Origin of the sequence: Thalassovita mediterranea, from assembly GCF_001458435.1 — a bacterium.
Taxonomy (GTDB): Bacteria; Pseudomonadota; Alphaproteobacteria; order Rhodobacterales; family Rhodobacteraceae; genus Thalassobius; species Thalassobius mediterraneus.
Genome location: NZ_CYSF01000019.1, coordinates 79516 through 105148 on the forward strand (window position 1 = coordinate 79516; position 25633 = coordinate 105148).

26 protein-coding genes and 1 pseudogene are annotated in these 25633 nt (G+C 59.9%); 9 read left to right on the top strand and 18 right to left on the bottom strand.

Annotated elements, in window-relative coordinates; genetic code table 11:
* Positions 1 to 13: 13 nt before the first annotated feature.
* From TM5383_RS16330 to TM5383_RS16365, 9 genes are read right to left on the bottom strand one after another with little or no spacing between them, the layout of a single operon-like run.
* A complete protein-coding gene (locus TM5383_RS16330) occupies positions 14 to 667 on the bottom strand; it encodes a VirB8 family type IV secretion system protein (RefSeq protein WP_058320091.1) in 654 nt (217 codons plus the stop codon).
* Positions 668 to 682: 15 nt separating this feature from the next.
* Positions 683 to 1492 carry a type IV secretion system protein gene (locus tag TM5383_RS16335; RefSeq protein WP_058320114.1) on the bottom strand — a complete coding sequence of 270 codons (810 nt, stop codon included), beginning with the start codon at positions 1490 to 1492 and terminating at the stop codon, positions 683 to 685.
* Positions 1492 to 2580, bottom strand: coding sequence for a lytic transglycosylase domain-containing protein (locus tag TM5383_RS16340; protein WP_058320115.1), 1089 nt, complete (start codon positions 2578 to 2580; stop codon positions 1492 to 1494). The genes TM5383_RS16335 and TM5383_RS16340 overlap by 1 nt, the downstream gene beginning before the upstream one ends.
* Before the next feature lie 55 nt (positions 2581 to 2635).
* Entirely contained in the window at positions 2636 to 2803 is a 168-nt protein-coding gene (locus TM5383_RS16925) for a hypothetical protein (RefSeq protein WP_162841715.1), read from the bottom strand.
* Entirely contained in the window at positions 2800 to 5163 is a 2364-nt protein-coding gene (locus TM5383_RS16345; protein ID WP_058320092.1) for a VirB4 family type IV secretion/conjugal transfer ATPase, read from the bottom strand. The genes TM5383_RS16925 and TM5383_RS16345 overlap by 4 nt, the downstream gene beginning before the upstream one ends.
* The gene (locus TM5383_RS16350) at positions 5153 to 5431 is read right to left on the bottom strand and encodes a VirB3 family type IV secretion system protein (protein WP_009808059.1); all 279 of its coding nucleotides are present in this window, start codon (positions 5429 to 5431) and stop codon (positions 5153 to 5155) included. The genes TM5383_RS16345 and TM5383_RS16350 overlap by 11 nt, the downstream gene beginning before the upstream one ends.
* A complete protein-coding gene (locus tag TM5383_RS16355; RefSeq protein ID WP_009503803.1) occupies positions 5424 to 5717 on the bottom strand; it encodes a TrbC/VirB2 family protein in 294 nt (97 codons plus the stop codon). Before TM5383_RS16355 ends, TM5383_RS16350 begins: the two co-directional genes overlap by 8 nt.
* A complete protein-coding gene (locus TM5383_RS16360) occupies positions 5714 to 6328 on the bottom strand; it encodes a lytic transglycosylase domain-containing protein (protein ID WP_058320093.1) in 615 nt (204 codons plus the stop codon). The genes TM5383_RS16355 and TM5383_RS16360 overlap by 4 nt, the downstream gene beginning before the upstream one ends.
* Positions 6329 to 6371: 43 nt before the next feature.
* Entirely contained in the window at positions 6372 to 6740 is a 369-nt protein-coding gene (locus TM5383_RS16365) for a hypothetical protein (protein WP_058320094.1), read from the bottom strand.
* 210 nt (positions 6741 to 6950) lie between these two features.
* Between TM5383_RS16365 and TM5383_RS16370 the strand changes: the two genes are divergently transcribed.
* On the top strand, positions 6951 to 7202 hold the full coding sequence (locus TM5383_RS16370) for a hypothetical protein (RefSeq protein ID WP_008327366.1): 252 nt from the start codon (positions 6951 to 6953) through the stop codon (positions 7200 to 7202).
* 124 nt (positions 7203 to 7326) lie between these two features.
* The gene (locus TM5383_RS16375; protein WP_017470289.1) at positions 7327 to 7584 is read left to right on the top strand and encodes a helix-turn-helix domain-containing protein; all 258 of its coding nucleotides are present in this window, start codon (positions 7327 to 7329) and stop codon (positions 7582 to 7584) included.
* A 517-nt stretch (positions 7585 to 8101) separates the two neighbouring features.
* Here the strand turns inward: TM5383_RS16375 and TM5383_RS16385 are convergent.
* Complete coding sequence (locus TM5383_RS16385) at positions 8102 to 8797, bottom strand: hypothetical protein (RefSeq protein ID WP_231725200.1); 696 nt, start codon at positions 8795 to 8797, stop codon at positions 8102 to 8104.
* A 374-nt stretch (positions 8798 to 9171) separates the two neighbouring features.
* Here TM5383_RS16385 and TM5383_RS16395 point away from each other — a divergent pair, with 374 nt between their 5' ends.
* On the top strand, positions 9172 to 9621 hold the full coding sequence (locus TM5383_RS16395) for a hypothetical protein (RefSeq protein ID WP_058320097.1): 450 nt from the start codon (positions 9172 to 9174) through the stop codon (positions 9619 to 9621).
* 30 nt (positions 9622 to 9651) lie between these two features.
* Positions 9652 to 9879, top strand: coding sequence for a WGR domain-containing protein (locus TM5383_RS16400; RefSeq protein WP_048600048.1), 228 nt, complete (start codon positions 9652 to 9654; stop codon positions 9877 to 9879).
* Here the strand turns inward: TM5383_RS16400 and TM5383_RS16405 are convergent.
* From TM5383_RS16405 to TM5383_RS16415, 3 genes are all read right to left on the bottom strand, one after another.
* Positions 9868 to 11073: a Zn-dependent hydrolase gene (locus TM5383_RS16405; protein ID WP_040175975.1), complete on the bottom strand. Its 1206-nt coding sequence runs from the start codon at positions 11071 to 11073 to the stop codon at positions 9868 to 9870. The genes TM5383_RS16400 and TM5383_RS16405 overlap by 12 nt on opposite strands.
* A gap of 299 nt (positions 11074 to 11372) precedes the next feature.
* Positions 11373 to 12719, bottom strand: coding sequence for an IS1380 family transposase (locus TM5383_RS16410; RefSeq protein ID WP_040176196.1), 1347 nt, complete (start codon positions 12717 to 12719; stop codon positions 11373 to 11375).
* A 275-nt stretch (positions 12720 to 12994) separates the two neighbouring features.
* Positions 12995 to 13846, bottom strand: a complete 852-nt coding sequence (locus tag TM5383_RS16415) for a cation diffusion facilitator family transporter (RefSeq protein WP_058320098.1) — start codon at positions 13844 to 13846, stop codon at positions 12995 to 12997.
* 63 nt (positions 13847 to 13909) lie between these two features.
* On the opposite strand from TM5383_RS16415, the gene TM5383_RS16420 reads away from it, so the two are divergent.
* Both TM5383_RS16420 and TM5383_RS16425 read left to right on the top strand, forming a co-directional pair.
* Positions 13910 to 14260, top strand: a complete 351-nt coding sequence (locus TM5383_RS16420; protein WP_058320099.1) for an ArsR/SmtB family transcription factor — start codon at positions 13910 to 13912, stop codon at positions 14258 to 14260.
* Between the two features lie 204 nt (positions 14261 to 14464).
* Positions 14465 to 15106, top strand: a complete 642-nt coding sequence (locus TM5383_RS16425) for a hypothetical protein (RefSeq protein WP_058320100.1) — start codon at positions 14465 to 14467, stop codon at positions 15104 to 15106.
* On the opposite strand, the gene TM5383_RS16430 is transcribed toward TM5383_RS16425, so the two are convergent.
* The 4 genes from TM5383_RS16430 to TM5383_RS16445 form a co-directional block, all read right to left on the bottom strand.
* Complete coding sequence (locus tag TM5383_RS16430; protein WP_058320101.1) at positions 15103 to 15618, bottom strand: disulfide bond formation protein B; 516 nt, start codon at positions 15616 to 15618, stop codon at positions 15103 to 15105. The genes TM5383_RS16425 and TM5383_RS16430 overlap by 4 nt on opposite strands.
* A gap of 96 nt (positions 15619 to 15714) precedes the next feature.
* A complete protein-coding gene (locus tag TM5383_RS16435) occupies positions 15715 to 15981 on the bottom strand; it encodes a copper-binding protein (RefSeq protein WP_231725201.1) in 267 nt (88 codons plus the stop codon).
* A 108-nt stretch (positions 15982 to 16089) separates the two neighbouring features.
* Entirely contained in the window at positions 16090 to 19269 is a 3180-nt protein-coding gene (locus TM5383_RS16440) for an efflux RND transporter permease subunit (RefSeq protein ID WP_058320103.1), read from the bottom strand.
* Positions 19266 to 21488 (bottom strand): efflux RND transporter periplasmic adaptor subunit, encoded by a 2223-nt coding sequence (locus TM5383_RS16445; RefSeq protein WP_231725202.1) that lies wholly within the window; start codon positions 21486 to 21488, stop codon positions 19266 to 19268. The genes TM5383_RS16440 and TM5383_RS16445 overlap by 4 nt, the downstream gene beginning before the upstream one ends.
* A gap of 593 nt (positions 21489 to 22081) precedes the next feature.
* Between TM5383_RS16445 and TM5383_RS16450 the strand changes: the two genes are divergently transcribed.
* The 3 genes from TM5383_RS16450 to TM5383_RS16460 are packed head-to-tail and all read left to right on the top strand — an operon-like array spanning position 22082 to position 25493.
* Positions 22082 to 22864 carry a DsbA family protein gene (locus TM5383_RS16450; RefSeq protein WP_058320105.1) on the top strand — a complete coding sequence of 261 codons (783 nt, stop codon included), beginning with the start codon at positions 22082 to 22084 and terminating at the stop codon, positions 22862 to 22864.
* A 59-nt stretch (positions 22865 to 22923) separates the two neighbouring features.
* Positions 22924 to 23379, top strand: coding sequence for a rhodanese-like domain-containing protein (locus TM5383_RS16455; RefSeq protein WP_058320106.1), 456 nt, complete (start codon positions 22924 to 22926; stop codon positions 23377 to 23379).
* A gap of 32 nt (positions 23380 to 23411) precedes the next feature.
* Complete coding sequence (locus TM5383_RS16460; protein WP_231725203.1) at positions 23412 to 25493, top strand: protein-disulfide reductase DsbD family protein; 2082 nt, start codon at positions 23412 to 23414, stop codon at positions 25491 to 25493.
* A 27-nt stretch (positions 25494 to 25520) separates the two neighbouring features.
* Here TM5383_RS16460 and TM5383_RS17055 read toward each other — a convergent pair.
* Positions 25521 to 25633 (bottom strand): annotated as a pseudogene (locus TM5383_RS17055) (glutaredoxin); the annotation flags it as partial.

Genomic DNA, 25633 nt, shown 5'->3' on the forward strand with positions numbered 1-25633 from the left:
TTCCAGAAACGCATTAGTTCTCCAATCTGTCGGAGCGAATGGAATATTCGAGTACGGTGAACCCAAACGGGTTGGTCCAGACTTCATCGATGGACCGGCGGGTTTCGGGGCGGAACTCGAAGAGAAGCGTGGCGGTGAAGAGCCCGGTCTGGGTGCCGTTAATGGACGTCAGGCGCTTGCGCAGGCGGACCGTCGCGCGGTTGGTTCCGATCCGGTTGATGCTGAGGATTTCCACGTCGAGCCGAGCATTGGGGCCATAGACCGTCGGCGGGTAATTCTCGTTGGCGCTGTTCCAGATCTGGCGCAGCCCGCTCTCGGCAGCTCCGTCCGAGCGGCGCAGGACGCTGCGGATGCGCAGATCGTTGTCGAGCTGGTTGTAGACCTCCCGGTCGGTCACATAGCGGAACACCTCCGCCTCGATGATCGCCTGGTTGGCGGTCACCGAGGAGGCGCCCACCGAGGCTTCGGGGAGTGCAAAGCCGGTGGCGGGATCATAGGGGACAACGACGGGGGGCGGGTCGACATCGAGGATTGCGACTGCGGCAGCGCTCAGGCATCCGAGAATGCCGAAGATGAGGCCGATGAGCCCAAGGCGTTGCCAGAGCCGTTCGCGGCGCAGGGCACCATAGACCAGCTCTTCTTCGATGATTTCCTGTTCACTCGCCACGCGTTACACCCCAAGTCAGTCTGCGCGCAGATCCGGCAGCGTGAAGTCCATGAAGCGCTGCTCCTCTGCGATGGTGGCGGCATCGATCACACCGCCGGTGCCATCGCCCACGGTCTGGATGGCTTCGAGTTGCCACATGGCGACCAGCGCAATGGCGAGCTCCGCAGTCACGCGCGTGTTGAGATCGATGCTTTCCTTTAGTTCGTCCATGTCGTCGATGAGTCCGACAAGGCGGTCGACCCGCTCGAGCGATTGGCCGGCATCCTCATAGCTGTTCTGGGCCGCCGCCGAGACAAGGGCGCCGGTGGTGGCCTGCGTCGCCACGCGGTTCGCGCCCGGATTGCCGCTGGTGGCCATTTCCGAGAGGGTGTCATCGTCAAATCCGAGATCGGCCAGTACCCGGTCCATCTGGGTTTCGATCTCGCCCGCGCTGGAGCCCGACAGGCCAGAGAAATCCCCAGTCTTGATCGCCTCAATCGTGGCGAGGATGTCCCCGAACTCTTGGTCGAGCAGACCGTTCAACTCGTCTTCCATTTCCGTCCGGATGATTTCGGGAAGCTCGGCAAGTCGGGTGAGCGCTTCATAGGTTCTTTGCAGCTCCGCGAGTTGATCCGTGAGAAGGCCGAGCTGTTCGCGGAGCTGCGTCAGCTGCTCGTTTTGCAGGATCTCGTCTTCGATCATCTGCCGGAGCTGCTGGATGTTTTGCGCGATGTTCTGGGTGTCGACGACGGGCACGCCTTGCGCGAGGGCAGGGGATAGGGCGCCAAGATGCAGACCGATCCCCAGTGTCGTGGCCAAGGCCGTCCTCAAGAGCAGATGTCCCATCATTCAATCTCCCTGATCGTAAAATCCATGAACGCGCCTTCGGCCATGCGGGCGCTGGCCTGGGCCAGCTCTGCGGCGGAGAGCACGCGGGTGCGGGCGGCCTGAAGCCGGATGCGTGCAGCGACGAGGCGCACGAGTTCGGCGCGGGCATAAGTGTTGAGCGCAACGCTCTCCTGCACATCCTCGGTCTCGGAAATCCGTTCGACGATATCCGCAATACGTAGGGCGGCTTGCCTGATCGCGGCGGGTGAGTTGTTGCCATAGAAGGCCGCGCCGTGCCCAGTGAGCGAGAGGTTTGCATTGGCCAGAAGCGCGGGGTCGATCGTCCCAAGCGCTTCGATCCCACCGATGCGGCCCAGGTAGAGATTGTAGCGTTCGGGGATGACCTGGACGTAGTGCTGGGTCTCGCGGAAGGGTGGTACGCCCCCATATTCGAACACGCGACCGGGTCCGGCGTTGTAGGCCGCGAGGGCGTTGATGACATTGCCATCGAATGTGTTGAGCTGGGCCGCCAGATACCGCGCGCCGCCATGCACCTGCAGATAGGGGCTGTTGTAGTATTCCGGGTTAATGCCGAGATCGCTGGCGGTCCCGGGCATGATCTGGGTGAGGCCGAAGGCCCCGACGGGCGAGCGCGCGCCAATCGTGAACCGGCTTTCCTGCCAGATGAGCGCCTGTAGGAGTGCGCGCCATTGAACCGGGGAGAGGCCCGCGCGGCCAACGCCGGCAAAGCCGCTGGTTTCCTGGGCGACGCGGATGATGAGTTGCTCAATGTTTTCGGCGGCATCCCCGAACATCTGTGCGCCGCCGGGATTGGGGTCGATCTCGGCATTGCCGTAGACCGTTTCGACGGAACGGGCTGGATCGCCGCTTCCGTTTTCCAGCCCTGAAATCATCGCGGTCAGGCCCTGACCGCCGAAGCTGGTCTGGGCATCGAGGATGCGTTGCAGGGTTTCCAGCTGCTCCCGTTCGATCTCGGCAATGAGTTCGCGCACGGCAAGCTTGTCCGCCTGAACGGCCAAGTCAGCCTCGCGATCGCCAGTCTCGACGATGTCACGCGCGGTCAGCCCGCTGTCATTGGTCGGCACGCCTTGGGAAAGGGCGATGCCGGGCAGCAGACAAAGCACGAGGATATGGGGCAGTTTAGACTTCAATGTCGCCCTCCGGCGCATCTAGAGGCGTAAAGGTGCAATCAGGCGCGACAGGTGCCGTGGACGCGAGGAATGTGAAGCAGTTCGCCTGCGGTTCCTGGTACTGGGCGCAGGAGGCCAAAGCGCCGAGCGCGGTGAGAAGAAACAGAGTACGAATCATGAAAGCCTCCAAAAGTCTGGGCGGTCGCGGTAATCGGCGCCGACCAGCGCCTCGCCTTTTTCCATGCCGCCGAGGATGGTGAGATTGGGCCCGAGGGCGCTCAGATCGGCATCGACGACGATGGATCCCTGGTCGTCGCGGATGAGAGCAAGGCGGCTGTCGCTGCCGGTGTTGAGAAGCACATCGAGTTCCTTCTCATAGAGGTTCAGCATCGCGTAGTCGGCGGCATGGGCGCGGATGTTCGGAAGCAGGATTTGTGTGGGCACCGCCTCGACAATGGTCTTGCCGGTTCGGGTGCGCTCGAGCTGGCTGGCGTATTGCGTCATCATTACCGCAACGGTGTTCTGCTTGCGGGCGGTCACGAGCCAGTTCGACAGCCGCTCGGCGAAATACGCGTTATCGAGCGCCTTCCAGGCCTCGTCGATCACGATGATGGTGGGGCGCCGATCCTCAATCTCGCGCTCAACCCGGCGGAAGAGATAGGAGAGGACGGCCATGCGTTCCTTCTCGGCCTCGCTGTCGAGAATGCCGGTCAGATCGAAGCCCACCACATCGCCCTTCAGCGAGAAGGTGTCTTCCAGCGTCTGTCCGAAAATCCAGCCGTAGCGGCCTTCTTCGGTCCACTCGAGCAGGCGCTGGTGCAGATCGCCGCCATCATCGGTGGACACAAAAAGAGATGCGAAGTCGCGCCAGTTCCGCAAGGCAGGGTTCGTGGCCTGCGCATTCTGGCGCACGACCTCCTGAATGCGATTTGTTTGCGCGGGCGTCAGCGGCTTGTCGGTACGATAGAGCAGGGTGGCGAGACAGTCCGAGAGCCAGGCGGTGCCGCGCGCATCGGTCTCGGTCCAGAGCGGGTTAAGGCCCGTGGGTTGGCCGGCTTTGAGCGATGCGTAACGCCCGCCATTGGCGCGGACCGCCATCTCCATACCGAGGCGGTAATCGAAGACGAAGATCCGCGACCCTGCTCGACGGGCTTGCGTCATGAGGAAGGCCGAGAGGACCGATTTGCCTGACCCGGGTCGTCCCATGATCAGCGTATGCCCGCTGGTGGGTTCTTTGTCGGGCGAGCCTTGCTCGTGATAGGAAAACCGATAGGCGCTCTGCTCGGGCGTGGGCAGATAGGTGATGACGCGGCCCCAAGGGGTTTTTGTGGCGGGTTTGCCGAGTTGGGTCCGGTGGAAGGCCGCGAAATCCGCGAAGTTGCGATTGGTGATGGCACTGGCGCGCACGCGCTTGGGCTGGTTGCCAGGATGCTGGCTGAGGTAATGCGCTTTAGCCGCGACGCGCTCGCCGATCATCTTCACGCCTTCGGCGGCGGCGGCGTTGACAATTTCGGCGCTGAGCGTCTGCAGCTCATCGATCGTATCGCAGAAGATCGTCACGACCATGTGGTGCTCGCCAAAGCTCTGGCGCTTGGCCTCGAGATCATCTGCGGCGATGTCGAGTGCTTCCATCAGCGAGAGCGCCGCATCTTGGCTGGCCTGCATCTGACGCTTTTGCCGCTTGATGCGGCCCGCCATGAGGTTCGAATTGATCGGCGTGAAGGAATGGGTGACGATCATGTCGACCGGCAGGTTCAGCATGTCGAACATGGTGCAGGAGGTGCCTTCCGAGTATTCCCCGATGGTGAAACTCTTGCCGTAGCGGTGTCCCACGACGCCTTCGGAGAGCTCGAAGTGATCGCCTTGAAACGTCACTCGCGTGTTGGCGACGTTGCAGGACAGGAAGCCATAGGTGTTCGCCGGATAGAGCGGCAGTTCCTGGCCAGTGTTGAGGGCCCCCAGAAAGCCGATCAACTCGCCGGACTTGGCCGAAAGCACACGTGGGTTCAGCTCCGTCAGGCCAGACAGGAACACGTTCACGGCCTCGGCTAATCGGCGAAGGCGCTTTTCGGTCGCTTCCTTGAGGCGATCCGGCGCGCTGCGGTTCAGGAATGGCAGGACGCTTTTTGGAGGCGGGCGGTGTATGACGGTGAGCGTCAACGTCTTGTCGCGCAACCCGCTGGTCTCGAGTTTCTCGCGCCAGAGACGGTCGACTTCTCCCGCGAAACTGTCCTCGCGCAGCGGCTCGAGGTCCAGCGTGATCGCCTTCGAGACCTTATGGACGTAATAGCTGAACTCCGGCCCCAATTGCGCAATGATCCGAGCAAAGAGCGCGGTCACCTTGTCGAGATAGGCGTCATCGGTCGTGTAGCTATTGACCCCGTCGAGCCGGATGCACTGGAAAAGCTCGTTGACCCGCGTCCGCACGGTCTGGTCATCAACTAAGCTCACATAGGGCAGCATGTGCGCGAGGCGGGTCTCGCGTGAATACCACTCCGGTGTCATCGTGCGGGGATCGAGCGCAGCATCACGGGGCATAGCTGTCCCCGCCGTGAATGCTGCGGTTCCGCGTGGGCGGGGTTTCCTGCAGCGCCGTCATCATCACGTCGATGAAGCGCGGATCCCAGTCTGCGGCCTTCCAAAGCACCGGGTAGAGCAGGGCCGCGACAGCCAGCACCGCGATATGCTGGACCCAGACGAAGAGAAGCACGGAGCCGAAGAGCCAGACCATCGCATACATGATGGGCAGGCCCAGGAGCTTGGGCGGGCGCACGAGGCCGAGAAAGAGAGGCGAGCGCTCAGCCACCGGCAAAGACCGCCGCAACGATGGTGGGGGCGGCGGCGACACCAGCGATGCCCACGAGAACCCAGAGCGCCTGGCGCAGGTCGATGATGTTGAAGAACCAGCTCAAGAAAACGCCGAGGACCGCGAGCGTCGCGATCACAACACCGAGCGGACCTGTCAGCGCATCGACGATACCCTGCAACAGGCTCTGGATCGGGGAGAGATCGATGCTTTGAGCAAGGGCCGGTTCGGCAATGAGCAGGAATAGCGCCAGCGAGGCGACAAAGAGGTTTGAAATCTGTTTCATGAATTTGATCCTTCCAATCGGGCCACGACGGCCATGACGCGGGCCACGTGGTTCTGGGTTTCTCGGTAGGGGGGAATGCCGCCGTACTGGCGGACCGCATCGGGTCCGGCGTTGTAGGCTGCCAGGGCAAGGCGTGGATCGCCGAACGTGTCCAACATCATCGCGAGGTAGCGGGCGGCCCCGTCGAGGTTCTGCAGCGGGTCGCGTGGGTCAACGCCCAGATCACGGGCAGTGGCGGGCATCAGCTGGCCAAGGCCAATGGCACCTGCACTTGAAATCGCATCCTGCCGGTAGGCGCTCTCAACCTCGATATTGGCCCGATAGAGAGCCAGCCAATCCGTCACGGAAAGCCCCGCGCGACGCAGGCCGGGATGGCCAGCATAGCGCAGGGCGGTGGCTTCAATGGTCGAGAGGACATCGGCGCGGGGCAGGGGAGTCGGGCGGGCAAGAGCCGCGACTTGGACGCCCTCTTGCTCGGCCTCTACCTCGCCGAAGATCGCGATCCCATCGGAGGCCGAACCCTGACCGATGCCGTCATTGTAGTTTCGGGCAAAGCTGCTTTGGGAGCGGGACGGGGTTAGAGAGCCGTCGCTCTCCATGACCAGGACCATCTGTGCGGAGGCAGGTGCGGCGACCAGCCAGAGACAGACGAGGCTAGGTGTCAGTGCCCTTGTCTGACGGGGCGTTGTCTGGCGGGGCGAGTTTGTGCGTACGGCTTGTCCCCGCCTCAAGCGGCAGATCGACATGCGCAAAGCCAAGGCCAATGAAGAATGACACCACGCCGGAGATCGTCTTGAACTCGCGGATCTTAATATCGTTGTAGGTCGTCCGCGTACGGGCGGTGACGAGGAGCTTTTCCACGCCCTCGTCAGAGACAACGCGCATGATCCAGACCCCGTAATAGCTGGGGCCTTTCTTATGTGCCGACTCCTGGCACAGGATTTCTGCACTATAGCCGCTTTCCACGAGCTCGCGGAACCTGGCTTCCGTAACCACATTTGGTGCTTCGATGTCCCAGTTCATGGCCCGGCTCACGCTTTCTCCAATGGCGCGACCCCAGGCATTCCTACTTGAAGCCCAGAGTTACGATAGTATATTATCAACCGCAAGATGTAATATCGTGCTTTGGCTGTAGTTTGGTTACGCAAACACTAGTCACGGCCAGTGTCCGCGATCAAGGAGATAACAGGTTTGAGAAACCCAAGGTTGACATGCCTGCTCCCATTGCAAGCTATGGCCCTTCTGATCTGCGTTCCTGGGCCGGTTTTGGCGGAATCCTGCTTTGCGCCATCCCGTCCTTTCCTGCCAAGCGATTCGCAGGCCGCGCGGGACTATGCGGATATCATCCGCGGCGACTTCGAAGATTACATTCAGGATATCCAGAGCTACTTCCGTTGCCTCGACGGTGAACGGGCCCGCGCCTTCGAGGAAGCGCGCGAAGTCAGCGAGGAATATGGCCGGTTCCTGCAATTGGTAGGGGATTGATGGGCAACCTCGGGAGCATCAGACTTGCAGCCCATGGAAACCAGACGCCGATAACACCCTCATATATCTACTTTTTAGATAACAGATTTCATCCGCTAGCGACGTCACAAAAGGTATGTGACGCGTGGCAAAGACAATCAGAAGCAAGGGACAAGTGGCACTCTGTCAGGCGTTGGTCGACGCCCGTGTCAAAGCGGGCCTTGGTCAGAAAGACCTGGCAGACAGGCTCAGATGCCACCAGTCCCTTATTGCCCGCCTTGAGAGCGGCCAGCGCCGGGTCGACGTTGTCGAGCTGGTCGTCTTGGCGCGCGCCATCGGCTTTGACCCGTTCGAGGTTCTGGCGATCGTTGAAGCCGCCACGGAGCCCGACCACAGGATTTGAAGCCAATGAATTGTTGAGAACACGGGAACCCACTTTCCCGGTCTGATGATCATTTCCTCATCGAGGACCAGTTAGCCAACATCAAAGAAGCCCGGCGCGCGGTCGTAGTGAACGCTCTGCAACCCCACGCCGCAATTCGCAGCGCCGCAGTGCAGGAAGCCAGTAAACAGTGAACGAAGATAAGGGTGAGGGCGTCGCGATCGCCAATCTGATCGGGACCGATGGGTGCAGTGTTGTTGGTTGGGTTTATCGCTGGAGGACAGGCTCACATGCGGTGATGTGGGACGTCCAAGGGCCCCAGCCGGTATCGGAAACCCGGCCGGATATAAGTGACGAACAGAAGCAAGAAATCGACTTCGATGCGCTGACGAGGATCGGAAGAAGCGACGACGGGTGAACAGAGCGAACCCGCGGTGTTTGCCTAAACGCCAAACAGCATGTGGACCGCGAAGCGTATGCGGTGCGGTCGTGCAAGCCAAAGGCGCCGTCTTCCATGACAAATCTACGTAGCGGCAGGTCAGTAGTTCACCTGCTCGAACCCGTAGTTGCCGTCATAGTCACGCCAATCGACGAAGACGGATCGGTGATAAATGCCAGGGCAATGCTCGCCCCAACGTTCAAGTCCCACATGGGCCTCGGGCAGGGCAGTTATCGAAGATCGCTGCCATGAGAAATCGCCTTGGGTCCCGTAGGTGCCGAGGACCACGGTCGCGCTTCGGTTACAATCCCCATCGCGCCCGGACTCGTGCTGTCGTGCATACCGTACATCGAAGACGCGGATGGACCGCACGAAATTGAACTCTGGCCCGCTGATATCGATGTCCGCGCGGTCCTGAACGAGCCGCAGGGCGAGGTCGGTGGGAACGAGATTATCTACTGGCAAGGATTGAAGCGGTCGACGGCTGTCGGTTCGGTACAAGGCTTCAAAGATGCGGCCAGCGTTGTTTTGTAACCGATCGTTCTCGTAGGAGGCGCCCATGGGACAGCGCCAGATTTGCAGCGGTGGTTCGACCGGCCAAGGTGTAATCCGCCGGATAAATTCGGCGCGGGCTCGGGCGCAAGGGACGGAAGCAGGCCAGCCGCCAGACAGGCACAAGAGGATCGCGCAATCGATCGGGTATGTCTGCGCGCGGGCGGGTATTGGCAGCGAAGAACTTGTCACGGTCAAAGCGACTGCGACCGAGGGGAGGAGCTTCTTGAGTAAATGGCGCATGCTGTGGAGCCTCCGTGATAGGAGTTCAGCATACATACAATAATATACTATCGCAACGCTAAGTTTGGAAACCCCAGAAGAGCTACGTGGCAAGAACCACTTGGCCAAGCCATCAAGGCGTCCACAAAACACCTTCCTCGCTGTCTTCTGGGAGGTGATACCCGTCAGGGTTAACGTCAGGCAAAGCAACGTTCCTTTGACGTTCTGGCTTATCTTGTAGCGCTACGATCCTCGAAGATCTGATAGGTGGGCCTTCGACAGGAAAACCGCGCATGAGAACTCTAGACTTCCCTGCTTGACTGGTTTTCGTCTAAACTGGTTCGAAACCAGTAGCAGGTTGGAAACCTACCTCCTGTTCAGATCAGGGTAAAACCATGGTAAAACTATCTTTGAATAAGGCTGCAAAGGAAGCAGGAGTTGCTAAGGCAACTTTGCTAGAAGCCTTAAATAGTGGGCGAATGAGTGCAAGTAAGAACGAAAAGGGTCATTGGGAGATTGATCCATCAGAGCTTTTTAGGGTGTTTCCAAAAACCGGATCTTACGAATCCAAAAAACCGGTACATACCCCCTTTGAAAACCACCAAAAAACCACTGAAAATAGCGGCTTGGAGGTCGAAGTTAAGATGCTTCGTGAGCAGATTGAGCGGATGGACGTGGAGCGCGAACGCGAACGTTCCCAGCTCAACGATCAAATTGAGGCATTGAGGGAGCAGGCTGAGCGTCAGAGCGCGGATCATAGGCAGGCTTTGGCTGTGTTAACCGACCAACGCAAGAAAACAGTCGAAACACCTAAGCGCAGCTTCTGGGCCAGAATCATCGGCTAAAACAGGAATGTTTAAAGCTAGATTCATCGCATGATTGAATGCCTCCTCTACCGTACGGGACGCGCGCAAGGGCGGTTGTTTTACCGCGTCGAAATCGCGATGAACCTGTTCAGCGAAGTATCCGTGCTGCGCGAGTGGGGCGTCGCTGGTGGCCGCCCCAAGGCCGTCGTGCAAAGCTTTGCCAACCTGCGCGATGCATCGCGTGTCGCGGACAGGCACCGCAACCGGGCTGAACGGCGCGGGTATCTACGTTTTTGATCCCAACTGTGCGACCGCCTGCGCCAGCACCTGCACGCCCGCGACCAGATCATCTTCGTCCGTGTCTTCCTCGAAGGTGTGGCTTAGCCCGCCAATCGACGGCACGAACAACATCGCCACAGGCATCAGCCGGGACACGTTTGTCGCATCATGCAGCGCGCCCGACGGCATTTTGCGCCACTTGCCTAGTGCCACGGTTTCGGCCCCCGCCTCAAGGGCAGCACGCAACCGCTGATCCATCGAAACCGGCTCAAGCCCCAGCAAAGGCCCATAGCTCAGGGCCACCCCCTGCGCCTGTGCAATCTCCGAGGCTGAGGTGCGAATGATCTCCTCCATTCGAGCCAACCGATCCGCGTCCGCATCGCGCCACTGCATTGAAAACACCGCCCGCCCGGGTACAATCGAAGACGCATTCGGATGCAGCGACAGATGCCCGATGGTCCAGACCGTCTGCGGCGTCACCACATTGCGCAGCCGGTCATTCAGCAGCGCATTAAAAGCCGACACCGCCTGAAACGCGTCGCGTCGCAGATGCATCGGCGTTGTGCCTGCGTGGTTTTGCTGACCCTCAAAGGTGACTTTCATATCGCGAATGCCAACGATATCAGTGACAACGCCAATTTTTTCGCCACTGCTGTCCAACGTAGGGCCTTGCTCGATGTGCAGCTCGACAAAGCCAGTAAACTGGCTTGGCGACACCGGACCCGTCACCATTTCCGCAACCGCATGCCGGGCGTCGCCCAAACTGACGCCTGCGTGGTCCACCAACAGATCAGCATCCGCTTGCGACAATTGCCCGGACCAAACGGCACTGCCCGTTGTCACGCCAAACCGCCCCTCTTCGTCTTGAAAAGACACGACCGACACCGCAGGCCCGCCCGCCTCTTGCGCTGCCCGCGCAACCTCAAGTGCTGCAATGACCCCCAAAGCGCCATCCAGCCAACCGCCCTCGGGCTGGCTGTCCGAATGCGACCCCAACAGCAATGACGGCCCGTCGGCCAAGCCGAACAGGTTGCCCATCGCATCCACTTCAACGCGCAAACCCGCGTCTTGCATCTGCTCCGCAAGCCAACGGCGCGCCGCAAGATCAGCGTCAGAATAGGCCGGGCGCACAACGCCCTTTCCGACGCCCGCAGCGCCGAAGCCCCGCAAGCTATGCAAATCCCCTAGAAACCTGTCCGCATCAATACGCATACTACATCCCATCTTCTCTGGCTCATAAATATCCCAGGGAGTTTGAGGGACAGCGTCCCTCATCCCCTTAAACTGACATTCCCCAAGTAGAACGTCCTCCCGCCCACCTTGCCGCTGTTCTGCGCTCCTATCAAGCCTCTTGCACCCATGGTGCCGTTGTTCGGGCATCTGACGCGCGAACTGAGCACGATTTCCGGTCTCGGGGGCGAGGTTGATCCGGATATTGGTCTGACCGACCCCCGTATGGATAGACCGGTTGAGCCGCTTTTGTTCAGGTTTTATGATTAACGATGTTGTCATTAGGGAACCGGCGGTGCGCGCAGCCGATGTATGGCCGCAAGGATGCGGTTGAACAGATCGCCGCTGACAGCCACCTCGGCCAGTTGGAAGGTGATTGCACGGGCGTGACGCACAACCCTCGCACCAATCTTGATCAATCGCGTCTGCAGGCTTGTCAGTGACCAGTCGGCTATCTCATCAGGTAGATCAGTGCCCTGTAGGAAGGCACCGATATTGTAAGCCAGTGCATGGAGTTGCAGCCGCACCTCGTTCTGCGCCATGCCTTTGCAGGACAAACGGGTCCAGTTGATCGCCTGCTTGCCTTCCTTGATGTATTGCTCGGCGGTGCCGCGTTGGTTGTAGAAGCGGATGATCCAGTCGGGTTCCATCGGCATGTTGGTGACCACGAAGCCCACGCGCGGGAACAACTCGCTGGGATGCCATTCCACCTTGGCGATGACACGACGAGGTTTGTCCCAAGATGCCGCCTGATATTGGAAGTCGCCGTAGATGCGCTTCACGCCTTTTGGCGGACGACCCACAGGGCGCTTGAGCAGATGCGCAATCTTGCCCTGAAGAACGCGATTGGCCCGAAGGCGGATGGCGTAGAAATAGTTTTCCAGTTCCAGAGTTTTGTATAGCTCCGGGATGGCGAACGCAGCATCCCCCCGGAAGAACCGCATCAGGTGACGATCCGCATATCGCGCGATGACGGGCTTCAGAACCTCTTCCCATCCATCTGCGCTGTGAACATTGCCGGGGCGCAGGGCGCAGCGTTCCAAATGGCCAAACTGGTTGAAGACGAACAGCGGGTGATAGCACATGCAGCCGAAATGCCCGTTCCAAGCGGTGCCTTCTTGCGCGCCGTGGGTGGGACTGACTGAACTGTCCATGTCGAGCGTGATCCACTTGGGCGGTTTGCGATTGTGAACCCGGTCGATCCAGTGTCCTGATAAATCCGCCAGCACAGTGCGATTGTCGGTTGCCGCCAACACCTCGGTCTCGAACCGTCCCATCTGGCTCGCAGACGCGGCCTTGGCCTCAACGGCACGCCCTCCAACGACCTGCCGCATCACCGGATCAAGCGATAAACGGTCCGCGTCATTAACATCATCATATCCGGCCAGCCGCCCAAAGACCGACTGGCGCAACAAGCCGACCAGTGAGTGCAGGCGATTGTGGCCAGTTCGCGTGTCTCTCAGAAATCCGCCCGCAATGTCGTGCAGGCCGAGCACTTCATCCAATTCCCTGAACAACAGTAATCCACCGTCCGAGCTGATCTTGGAACCATGAAACTCCAGCCGGACCCGGCGGTCAAAACTGAGCCGCCCATCACCCGTTTCGCGTGCACCCTCTGGGTGATCCATAATCCACCACCTTCAGCCAAATTAACATACTGAAATATAACACATTAGTGGCCGTTGGAGGCGCGAAAACGTCAAGTTACTTGGGAAATGCGGGCTAAGTATAAAGTCGCATAAAGAAGTTTATGTTAATTATGGCAGAATTAGTGACTGTGATTTGACGCAGAACGACCGTCCAACCCCTCCACGATAAAGATCCGGGATGAGCACAATCTTACGGATTTGCTTCGGAATGGAAATTCTCCACTTTCGGTATGCGCACCAACTTCTTGACAGAGTTAGCGAGGTTCCACCAAGTCACTCCGGGCATCGCGGATGATCATCCAAGACGAATGCAGGAAAAGCCCCGCGATCGCGAACGCGACGATCAGGTCGGGCCATGCACTGCCAAGCCACGCGACCAGCCCGGCGGCGATGACCACGGCGAGGTTGCCGATAGCGTCGTTGCGGGAGAACAGCCAGACGGCTCGCATATTGGCATCACCCTTGCGGTGCTTTAGCAGCGGCAGCACCGCGAGGATGTTTACGATCAGCGCACCTACCGCGAAGGCTCCCATTAACCCGGTTTCTGGCGTGGTCTGGTTGAGGACACGCCAGAGCGTGCTGCCGACAACGCCAAGGCCCAGAAGGCCCAGAAACACACCCTGGATCATCGCCGACCGCGCCCGCCATGTCAGGCTCCAGCCGATGGCGAGCAGGCCCAGAAACGTGATTGCACCATCGCCCAGAAAATCGAGCGCGTCTGCCTTGAGCGCCTGCGAACCGGACAGGAACCCGCCGAACATCTCGACCACGCCGTATCCGAGATTGAGCGCAACCACGATCCAGAGCGCGCGGCGATAGCTCGGGTCCTTGTAGGCCGGATCGGACGATGTATCGCCGTCCTCGATCTTCTCGAAACCGTAGCCGGTCGCGTCGAGCGCGGGCCGCACTTTGGGCAGGTCGCCCTCCGCGATCCGCAATGTCATGATGTGGGTCGCGGCGGACACTTTCACGTCGCCTTCGGCCACGCCCGCAGACCGGGCTGCGCGCTCGATCTCGGCGGCGTCCTTTGCGCAGTCCATGCCCTGTACCCGCATTCGGATCGGGGAGGAGGCTGTTGCCAACGTGCTGTTATCGGGCTGGCTCATGTGCGATCCTCTTTATGGTGGCGGGCGATAAAGTACGCCGCTTACGTATCAGTGGATAATGATATGACGACGCAAGACGTTCAAGACGATCTTCCGGCACCCGATACCCTGGAACTGCGGGCAAAGCTCTTCCGGGGCCTCGGCGATCCCAGTCGTCTGGCGATCCTAGATGCGCTGGTGTCGGACGAACGCAGCGTGCAGGAAATCGTCGGGCATACGGGTCTGGGTCAGCCCAATGCCTCGAACCATCTGCGCTGCCTGCTCGACTGCGGGCTGGTCACTCGCCGTAGCGAGGGTCGGTTCGTCCGGTATCGCTTGGCGGACGGGCGGATTGCGGACCTAATCCGTGACGCGGGTCGGCTACTTGCCTCGAACGCGAATGGAGTTGATACGTGCCGAAACTATACGGGTTAGCCGGTGCGTCTTGGCGCAACCTTCTATCGGCGTGAAAGACTTAAAGCAGCCATTAACGCCTGCGCAGTGAGTCGCACCTGCGTTCGGCTGCGGACCTTGTTGAATGGGTATTCTAGTGAAGTGGGCCCAAACAGCATTCGCGTTGATTGAGACAGATCGGAATTCCTGTCGACCGGCTCTGGTCCGCATGCCAAATGTGGTCCCATGGAAAGATACTTCTCCATCGAAATGCCCGGCGTTCTTTTCCTGAGGAACGTCTTGTTGTTCAGCCTCGCTGCCTTGGCCCCGGTTCTGGTGCTCTATGTGTTGCTTGCTCCCAGTTTCGCATCGGCACTGGCCGCGGGCGGCCCCGCACTCGGACGATTTTTGCGGCAGGTTGTTACCAACGGGTTGCCGGTTGTCTTTGTTGTGAATTACGTGAGCTTCTTTCTTTATGCTCTCACGCAACGGCCCGCTGGTAGGCATCGAGATTCTGCCGTTTTCCTGCTGTTGGATCTAGCGATCAGGGTTGTTCTCTTCCTCGGCCTCCACGCCCTGATCTACGTTTTCTCTGCAGATTGGTTCGGTTCGTTCGGCGGCAGCCGCGCGACCGCGTTGAGCGTGGTCGCACCGACGCTTGCGCGCTCCGCATTCTATGAAAACATCTCGGGTGTCTATCTCTATGCCACGATGGTGAGCGCGTTGCCTTTGTATGTGTCAGCGATCAAACAGTCGCCGAGCCTGCGCCCACTTGTCGGTCTCTTTCCACAGAAATCCGGCGTGGCAGTACTCGCTCTGCTCACTCTCCTGCTGGCAGTGGTATCATTGACACTTGTCGCGGAACTCATCGCGCATCTGCAAGGCTAGGTCGCCGGATAGGGACTTTTCGAGCGGGGGTTGCGCATTTGTTGCGCAAAGGCGACCAGCCAAAGGCCCGCAAGTGCGGCGCTCCAAAGCGCGTTCCAACTTGCCATCGACAGGGTCAGGAACTCCCACGCAACTTCGTCGCACATCACCAGAGTTGATGGTCCGCTGGTCGCCGACGGAAGAAGATCAGCACCCGAGAGGTTCGACATATCGAGCCCGGAGCCTGTGCAAGAGGTCGGCCCTTCCCACCAGTCCCGTTCGACGCCGGTGTGAAAGAGGCCAAGGGCCGCGGTTGTCGCTGCTGAAGCAGCACCGACCACCAAGAGCGGCAAGACGGGCAGGCCGATGAGCAAGAGCAGACCAACACCCATCGCAACACCATGAGGATATCGTTGCCACAGACACATCGCGCAGGGCGCATAGCCTAATGCCTGAAACACGAAAGCTGCCAAGAGCAACACTGCCGATCCGGCCGCAGCGACTGCGCCAATTTGCTTTGCTGATGCCGTCATGGGTTCTCCTTCGATATTGATTGGAGCATCTCGCGCCATTTGTGTTCAGGGATACCGCGATCGTCAGCCCGAGGACCGCAGACCGCGGCAAACCCATCAGTTCGGCATGATGGCCCCAATGGCGTACATGCCGTCTTCGCCCTGGACCAACATCAACGTGACTTCGTCTCCAGCGGCCACGTCACCCATCATTTGGGCGTTGTCGAGGACCGGCAAATCCATGGTCATGGCGGGCCAGCCGATTTCGGGAATGGGATCATGGCTGACATTGGCCGTACCCTCATCAATGGAGTTCACGACGGCCTTTGTGTGAACCGCGCCCTCCATTTGCTCGTCGGACATGGGCATGTTCGAATGATCCATGTTGTGGTTCATTTGCGCGAAGCCCACGGATGTGGAGAGGGCAAGTATCGCAAGTGTTGAAGTGAGTTGTTTCATCGGAATCTCCCTGATGATTGGATAAAGGTGGTGCTATTCAGCAGGCACAGCATCACTGGGCTGCGGAACGGGGTTCGTGATTTCACGGTTCACGCGTCGGAGCGCGAGCCGCTTCCAGATCACGAAGATGGACGGGATCACAAAGAGTGTGAGCAGTGTGGCAGTGACCATTCCCCCAATCATGGGAGCGGCGATCCGCTGCATGATCTCGGAGCCAGTCCCAGTGCCGTACATGATCGGAATAAGGGCTGCGAAGATCGTGGCGACGGTCATCACCTTCGGGCGCACCCGCAACACAGCGCCTTCGAATACTGCTTCTTCGATATCGTCTTTTGTCAGTTTTCGCGTTTCTGATTGTGCAAGGCTGCGCCGTTTTTCCCAAGCAAGGTTGAGGTAAAGCAGCATGACAATGGCGGTTTCCACCGCGACGCCCGCGAGTGCGATGAAGCCCACAAGGACAGCAATTGAGATATCGAAACTGAGATACCACAGGAACCAAACGCCGCCGGCCAGGGCGACCGGAAGGGCTGCAAGAATGATACCGACTTCGATCACCCGGTTGAACGCCAGAAAGAGCATCAGCGTGATTATGAGAAGGGTCGCTGGCGCAACGATGGCCAGCCTTTCCTGCATGCGCTCAATGTATTCGTACTGACCCGACCATGTCAGGGAGTAGCCGGATGGCAGACTTACCTCCTCTGCCACCTTCTCCCTTGCCTCGGCGACATAGCCCCCAAGGTCGCGACCCGTGATGTCGATGAAGACAAAGCCTGTGCGTCGGGCATTCTCCGAGCGGATCATGCCAGGGCCGTCTACGATGCGGATGTCGGCAAGAGCGCTGAGCGGCACCTGCGCGCCTGACGGTGTCACAACGGGCAGGTTTTCGAGGCGCTCGGGACTGTTGCGCCATGCCTGGGGGTAGCGCAGGTTGATCGGGAAGCGCTCCAATCCTTCGACGGATTCAGACACCTGCATGCCGCCGATGGCTGTTTGCACCACATCCTGCACGTCTCGGACGCTCATCATGTAGCGGGCCGCGGCATCCCGATTGACGTCAATCTCGATGAACCTTCCGCCGATCGGTCGTTCGGCATAGGCTGATGCGGTCCCGTCGATGTCACCGACGGCGCGCTCCACCTCGATGCCGATCTCAGTGATGACCTCGAGATCCGCGCCTGAAATCTTGACGCCCACCGGGGTGCGGATGCCCGTGGCAAGCATGTCGATGCGGTTCTTGATCGGCTGAATCCAGACGTTTGTGACGCCCGGGACCTGGACGATGCGGTCAAGCTCGTCCCGTATCTTTTCCATCGTCATGCCGGGACGCCATTCGGCCTCGGGCTTTAGCTGGATCGTGGTCTCGACCATCGTCAGAGGAGCCGGATCCGTGGCTGTCTCCGCGCGCCCGACCTTGCCGTGCACGGTCTCGACCTCCGGGACGGTCGCGATCAATCGATTGGTCTGCTGCAAGACCTCCCGCGCCTTGCCCGTGGAAATTCCGGGGTAGAAGCTTGGCATGTAGAGGAAATCGCCTTCGTTCAGCTCAGGCATGAACTCCGAGCCAATACGCTGGTAGGGGTACCACATTGACGCGACCAGAGCCCCCGCCAGTATCGTCGTGGCCCAGGGCCATGCGATGGCGGCATCAAGGAATGGCCGGTAGACAAAGACCACGATCCGATTGAGAGGGTTCTTGCGCTCGGGCAAGATTCGACCGCGCACAAAATACCCCATGAGGACCGGCACCAGTGTGATGGAGAGGATCGCGGCGGCCGCCATGGCATAGGTTTTTGTATAGGCGAGCGGCGCGAAGAGCCGCCCCTCCTGGTTCTCCAGCACAAAGACCGGAAGGAAACTGACCGTGATGATCGCGAGGGAGTAGAACAGCGCGGGACCAACTTCGGAGGCGCATTCCTGCACGATCCGCCATCGGTTTTCGGCGGTGAGTTTTTCCTTCTCCAATCGCCTGTGCATCGCCTCGATCATGACGATTGAGGCATCGACCATTGCGCCGATCGCAATAGCGATCCCGCCAAGCGACATGATGTTGGCATTCACGCCCTGCGCTTTCATCAGGATGAAGGCGGCGAAGATGCCGAGGGGCAGGGACAGCAGGATGACGAGCGAGGACCGCAAATGCAGGAGAAACGCCGCACAGACCAACACGACGACAATGAACTCTTGCGTCAGTTTCTTTTGGAGATTTTCTATCGCCCGTTCAATGACGCCGGAGCGATCATAGGTCGTCACGATCTCGACGCCGTCCGGCAGGTTCACGCGCAACTCGTCGATGCGGGCCTCGACCGCCTTGATGGTCGCCAGCGCATTCCCGCCCCATCGAAGTATGACAACGCCACCGACCGCATCGCCCAGCCCGTCAAACTCCCCTACCCCGCGGCGCATTTCGGGGCCAAGCCGAATGTCAGCCACATCTCCCAGCGTCAGCGCCGCGCCGCGCTCGTTGATCATCAGGGGTGCGCTCGCGAGGTCTGAGACCTCGTCGACATAGCCTGACGAGCGCACCATGAACTCGGCTTCGCCCATTTCGATCACACTGCCGCCGGTCTCGCGATTGGCGGCCTGAATGGCATTACGCAGCTGAGCAAGCGTGATGTCGTAGGCGCGCAGCTTGTTCGGGTCGACAACGACCTGATACTGCTTGACCATGCCGCCGATGGTAGCGACTTCCGAGACCCCATCCACCGCCTGCAATTCATATTTCAGAAACCAGTCCTGCAGCGTTCTGAGCTGTGCCAGGTCATGGTTCCCGGTTCGATCAATCAACGCATACTGGTAGATCCATCCGACACCGGTCGCGTCTGGCCCAAGCTGAGGAGAGACGCCTTCGGGCAGGCTGCCTGTGATCTGGCCGAGATATTCCAGCACCCGGGATCGCGCCCAATACAGGTCCGTCCCGTCTTCGAAAACGATGTAGACAAAGCTGTCGCCAAAAAAGGAAAAGCCACGCACGTCCTGCGCGCCGGGCACGGCCAGCATTGCGGTGGCGAGCGGATAGGTGATCTGGTTCTCGACGACCTGGGGTGCCTGTCCGGGATAGGGCGTGCGCACGATGACCTGAACATCCGACAGGTCCGGGATGGCATCGACCGGGGTTTCCCGGATCGCCCAGATACCGACAGCTCCCATCATGAACGCGAGGACCAGGATGATGAACCTATTGGCGATGGAGCCTTTGATGATGGCGGGGATCACTGTGTGACGCTCCCATCAAGGGCCACATCAACGATCGTCATCGAGAAATCGGGATTGCGGTGCAGCAATAGCGTGAGATCTGTCCCAACCGGAAGCTGCGTTGGATCAAGTGCATCATCCAGCGCGAAGTCCATCGTCATGCCAGGCATGCCGATCTCCCGCATGGGTCCGTGTGTTACATTCGCCGTGCGCGCCGTGGCATCTACGCTGTTGATTTTGCCTGCAACTTGCATCGGCGGTGTCGCGGGCTCTGCCGCGGACAAAACCATATTCATGCCATCCGGCCGGGCAAAGGTAAGCGTCATTTCCGCTCCGGTTGCGAGACTGGCCAGATCAAGGGCCTCATCAACGGCGAAATCCATGGTCATGCCGGGCATGCCAATTTCTTTCATGGGCCCATGTGTGATCGTGGCCATGCCCGTGTCGGCATTGATGGCTTCAATCGTGCCCGCAACAACAATCGCGGGCGCGGACTTCATCGTCGCCATTTCCGGATCAGCGGTTTCAGCCGGGTCTGACCCCTCGGCGCGCACCGCAATGATGGAGAACATACCGCTTTCATCAGCGGCGAGGTCAAACTCGATGGGCTGATCAATCGGTACGTCGCCAAGTTCGACGCCGTCTACAGGTAAGTCCATGGTCATCGCAGGCCAACCGAGTGCCGCAATCGGCCCGTGTTCAAGGGTCAGTTTGCCGTCTGGCGTCACCGCTTTGGCCAAGCCTGTGCCGGTCGCGGCCACGCCGTCGTCAGGGCTCAATTCCAACAAGCTGAGCAAACCGTCAGCGCCGCGAGCTGCGGTGAAGGCGACTTCCGCCCCCTCTTCTAGCCGATCAAGCGCAACATCCGAACGCACCGGAAACTCCGATGTCATCGCAGGCCAATCCAGACTGATCAGCGCGTCATGGCGCAGGGTCGCAATGCGATTTTCGCGATCAAGAGAGACAAGGACGCCTTTGCCCATGGCGGGCTCCACGTCTGTCGGTGCCATGCGCATGAAGCCTGCGCTGAGCGCGCTTTCGCTGTCGATCAGGAACTGAGCGGAGGCGACCACCTCTTCACCGGGTCCCAAGCCCTGAAGGATTTCGGTCCGCCCACCCTCGCCGAAGTTGTCGCGCAGGCCGGTGGTGACGAGCCTTGGCCTGAATGTGCCTTCACCCGTAGCAAGAATGACCCGCTCCGCCGCACCCGTCCGGATCAGCGCTTCCGACGGGACTGTCAGGACCGTTCTGCTCTCGTTCGGGGTTAGACTGACACTGCCAAACATGCCGGGGCGGAGCACGCCGTCCGAGTTGTCAAAGCGCAATCTGACCGGCAGCGTTCGGGTCTGGGGATCGAGCTCGGGGTAGATATAGTCGATCTCGCCTTCGAAAATGCGTCCCGGCAAGTGTTCGAACCGCGCGACGGCGCGCATGTCCTCTGAAAGCCTTGCGATATCGCGTTCGAAAACGTCGACGATCAGCCAAACCCGACTGAGGTCGGCCACCGAAAACGCGAGAGTCCCCGGTTGAAGATACATGCCATCGGCGGCGTTCAAAGCGATTACGACGCCTTCCTGTGGGGCTTCGATCTGAATATTACGAACGAGTTCCCCGCCAGCTTCGATGTCCGCCACCTGGCGGGCGGACATTCCGTGGCTGATGAGTTTGCTGCGCGCGGCCTCCAGAATGCGTGGATTCCCATCTTCGACCGCACGGACAAGGTCGCCCGTTGCCGCGGCTATGAGGGGTGAAAACAGCTCAAAGAGCACCTGCTGTTCAGACACTCTGTCACCAACCGCGCGTACTTCCAGCCGTTCGATCCATCCCTCGACACGCGTGTGCACGTGGCTTGTGAGGTGCTCGTCATAGCCGACGAACCCTACCGTTTCGATCCGTGGTGCCACATCCGTCATGCGCGCAATGGCAGTGCGTACCCCGATGGCATTGATTTCCGCTGCGTCCAGCGAAACTTCTTGCGGGTCCCCGGAGGGTTCCTGTCCCGCATAAACGGGGACCAGATCCATGCCCATGGGCGACTTTCCAGGCCCGTCCCTGCGGAAATTCGCATCCATGGGGGCGACCCAATAGAGGATATCCGGTCCTGCGGAGCCGGCTTGCTCTGCTGGGTTCAGGTAGATCCTCTCAAGATAGACGCCTCCCGCCAGGCCCCCCGCCAGAGCCAGAACAGAAAGCGCCGCATATCGTCCGCGCATAGAAACCTCCAGTCGCTGACGCTCCATGCGTCAGGCAAAACGATCCAATGCCCGCTCATACGCAGGCGGTGACGTTTTAGGAGAGGCGGGGTGGACGGTCGGGTGCGCTCAGTGTCAGAGATGTCGACCAGCGTGGAAGGGCGTCAACAGCATCGCTCGGCTGCGGGCCGTATGTCGATGCATCGACACCGTCATATTTCGCATCGATGTGGCAGCACAGAGCCGTGTGGCAGTCGCTGCCGTGCAAGACTTGGATCTCGGGCTGCGATGCGTGCATCGCCGAATGGACATGGGTCACGTCCATTTGGTTACTTGCGGTGTGCGCGATGCTCATTGCCTGGTGGCCGCTGTGATCATGATGAACTGCAGCTGCTGTGCCGGCCATAGCCATGACTCCGGGCATAACCAACGCAATGCATAGGCTGAGCACGGTTGCGAACCGCAGGAAATATGAGACACCTGACACCATCGTGGCGCTGACGTAGCTTTGTTCACAGGGTGCGGCAAGAACTTCGCGCGAGAAGATTTGTATCGGAATGTAAAGTTGACGGCGGGAAAAGGCCCACGGTAGTCGGAGTAGCGCATGATTATTTAGTCAACGAAGTTGGTCCCTTAGCGAGATGGATGCAAAAAAGCGGTCGACCCTTCTCACGATAGCCGCCATCGGCGTTGGCTATGTTGCTTTGAGGAACGTCCCTGCCTTGTTGCCGGAAACGCTGGAGCTCGAACCTCTCGATCAACCGGCTGGATTTAGAAAATACGTTGCGGGCGAAACGTCGGGTGGGTTTGACCCCTTTGTGGGTTTGGGCACCACGGAGAGTGCCGACGTGACGGCGCAGAAAGCTGCGGCGTTGAAGAGAGTGTCAGCAGACCTGTGTGATGCACTCTATGGTGAACTGGACGCTACGGCATCTATCGTGCCGCTCGCCTCTTTCTCAGATTACTATTGTCCCTTCTGCCGGGTGCAGACCAAGCGCCTGGCGGGCATGACAGAGGACATGCCAGACCAGGTTGCCGTTGCATGGCACGAGCTTCCGCTGCTTGGGGACAGTTCCAACCTGGCCGCCAAGGCCGCGTTGGCGGCCAAACGACAAGGGGCTTATGTCACGTTCCATGAGCGATTGATGACGACCCCGTTTCAGGCATCGCAGGAGTATCTCGTCCGCTTGTCGGATGATCTCGGTGTCGACAGCGCACAGTTGATCGCCGACATGAATAGCGCCGATATTGCGCGAGAACTCGAAAACAGCGCGGCCCTTGCCCGTGTGTTTGCCTTTGTCGGGACACCGGCGCTCGTGATCGGCCGCACCGTCGTCCAAGGCCAGATCAGCGATAAGATGATCCGACAAATCATCGATCTCGAACGCGAGGAGGGTTGGGATATTGCCTGTCGTTCAGCATAATGCGGTGTCGGCGCGGTCTTTCTCGCGATCTGCCGTGGGCGGCGCACTCTGGGTGCAAGATGCATAGACGGCGTTTCCTGCTTTTGTCATCGGCTTTGACCCTCGCCCCGGGACTGTCTGCGGCTGCGACCCGGACGGTCTGGTCTGCGCCTGAGGCGGCTGCCGCACTGGCAGATGGCGACATCTCCTTGATCGATGTTAGATCCCGCCCGGAGTGGCAGGACACAGGCCTCGCGGAAGGGGCCTGGCCAATCAGCATGCATGAAGACCGCTTCGAGGAGCGGCTCTTTGCTGCGCGGGACCTCTCCGACACAAGGCCTGTCGCTCTGATTTGCGCAACCGGGGGCCGCAGCGCCCGGCTGTTGGCCGCCCTCACACGGGCCGGATTTGCGGGTTTCATCGACGTCTCGGAAGGCATGCTTGGCTCGCGGAGAGGTCCAGGTTGGATTGCCCGCGGTTTGCCAACAACCGATCTCAGGATGGCGCTCACCCATTTGCCCGCCTCTTTGCGCTGAGCATGCGAAAGCGCTTCCATATCGGCAGGTGGATGCTGCTCCTGACTGTCATTTGGTTCGGTGGCTTTTTAGGTCAGCCCGCCTCAGCCGCAGAATCAGAGGTGTTTTTAAACCCCGCCGTTACAGCGCGGCTGATTTCGGCAGAGGATGGAATTGCCCCTGACGCCGCCTCCGTCTCGCTTGGATTGGCCCTGGAATTTGGGGAGGGATGGAAGGGATATTGGCGAACGCCTGGAGAGGTTGGGCTGGCTCCTGCCCTCGACTGGGCCGGGTCCTCGAATCTCCGCTCCGTGGACATCCTCTGGCCCGCTCCGGAGCGCTATGAGGCCTTCGGGATCGAGAATTTCGGCTATGCCAATGAGGTTGTCCTGCCGCTCCGCGCGACCTTGGAGACAGCGGGTAAAGCTCTCGACGTGCGCGCTCGGGTTTCCTTGCTCACCTGTTCAGACGTATGCGTGCCCCACGATTTTGCTTTGTCACTGGCGCTGCCCGAAGGCGTTGGAATCGACACGGGCTCGGCCGATATTATCGCCAGGTTTGTCGACCGCGTTCCGCTGGGACCTGAAGATAGCGACATCCGGATATCCAGTGCGGCCATTGACGATCAAGCATCCGCGCTGACTGTGACCGCACGGAGCACACGCGCATTCCGGGACGTTGATGTGTTTCCGGAGTTCGGCCCGCTCGTCACCTTCGGCAAGCCGGATATCCGCCTCAACCAAGACCGAACGGCACTCTGGGCACAAATCCCGATCAACGCCTGGTCCGAGGAGCATCCAGCCCCTTTGATCACGATCACGGATACGGCGCGCGCGGTGACGTCCCCCGTGTTGCTCACCGCGGAGGCTCCTGCCCCTCCCTACGCCAATGCAGGTGCGCATGCAGGATTTCTCAAGCTGATTGCCGTGGCTGGCGTTGCCTTTCTGGTTGGGTTGATCCTGAATGTGATGCCCTGCGTTTTGCCAGTTCTGTCGATCAAGCTCGCCTCCGTGCTCAAAGCATCCGGCCAATCGCGGGACATCACCCGAAAAGGGTTTCTGGTGTCCGCCTTCGGTGTTCTGACATTCGTTTGGGGTCTCGCGGCGGTCTTGCTGGCGCTCCAATGGGTTGGAGTCTCGATCGGCTGGGGCATGCAATTTCAGAACCCCATTTTCGTGAGTCTCATGTTTGTCGTGATCGCAATCTTCGCCGCAAACCTGTTCGGTGCGTTCGAAATAGCCTTGCCGCAGGCCGTGCAGGACCGCCTGGGAGCCGGCAGCACAGGACCTGGATACGCTGCGGATTTCGGCACGGGTTTCCTCGCCGCTGTCCTTGCAACGCCCTGCTCCGCGCCCTTCCTCGGGACAGCGATCACCTTCGCCCTCGCAGGGGCACCCCTGGATGTGGCCGTGATTTTCACGGCCCTCGGCCTTGGATTGGCCCTCCCCTATTTGGTGATCGCCGCACGCCCCGAATGGGTCCATCTGCTGCCCCGGCCGGGTCGCTGGATGCTCTTTGTCAGAGCCGGTCTCGGCGGTCTTTTGTTGGTGACCGCGATCTGGCTCCTGTTCGTTCTGGTCGGCGTGGCAGGCGCGCTTGCGGCCGCGGGGGTGTTTGCAGCAACTGCAGCCTTGGTCTTGGGCGCCTCTGTGCAGTGGCCAAAGCCGATGTTGCGCCGCGTGTTCCTGACGATCTCCTTTCTGGGTGCGGTCCTGAGCGCCGGCCTGATCGCATCGCCCGAGCGTCCGGACGCGACGGAAAATGCGCCATCACATTGGCAAGCCCTCGAAGTTCAGAACATCGCCCGGCATGTTTCCGAAGGACGTGTCGTGTTCGTGGATGTCACGGCTGACTGGTGCCTGACATGCAAAGCCAACAAATCCCTGGTGCTTGACAAGAGTCCTGTGCTGGACCGCTTGCGGGATGGGACGGTGATTGCCATGCAAGCGGACTGGACCCGCCCAGACGATACCATCTCGCGGTTTCTCGAGCGGCACAACCGCTATGGAAACCCGTTCAATATTGTATTCGGTCCCGGTGCCCCTTCGGGCATCGCGCTGTCAGAAGTGCTGACCCCGGCTTCGGTTCTCGACGCGTTGGACGCGGCCGCGACCCGCAGCATCGCTTCGGACTAGAAACGGGATGCAAGTGTTACATCCGCTTCAAAACCATCCGAACGCCCGCGCGGGCATCCAGAGGCCCATAAAGATCATCATCAAGTTCTCCGTGAGCGAGACGAACCCCAGAGGCACGTTCGACGCCCCGCCAACGCAGG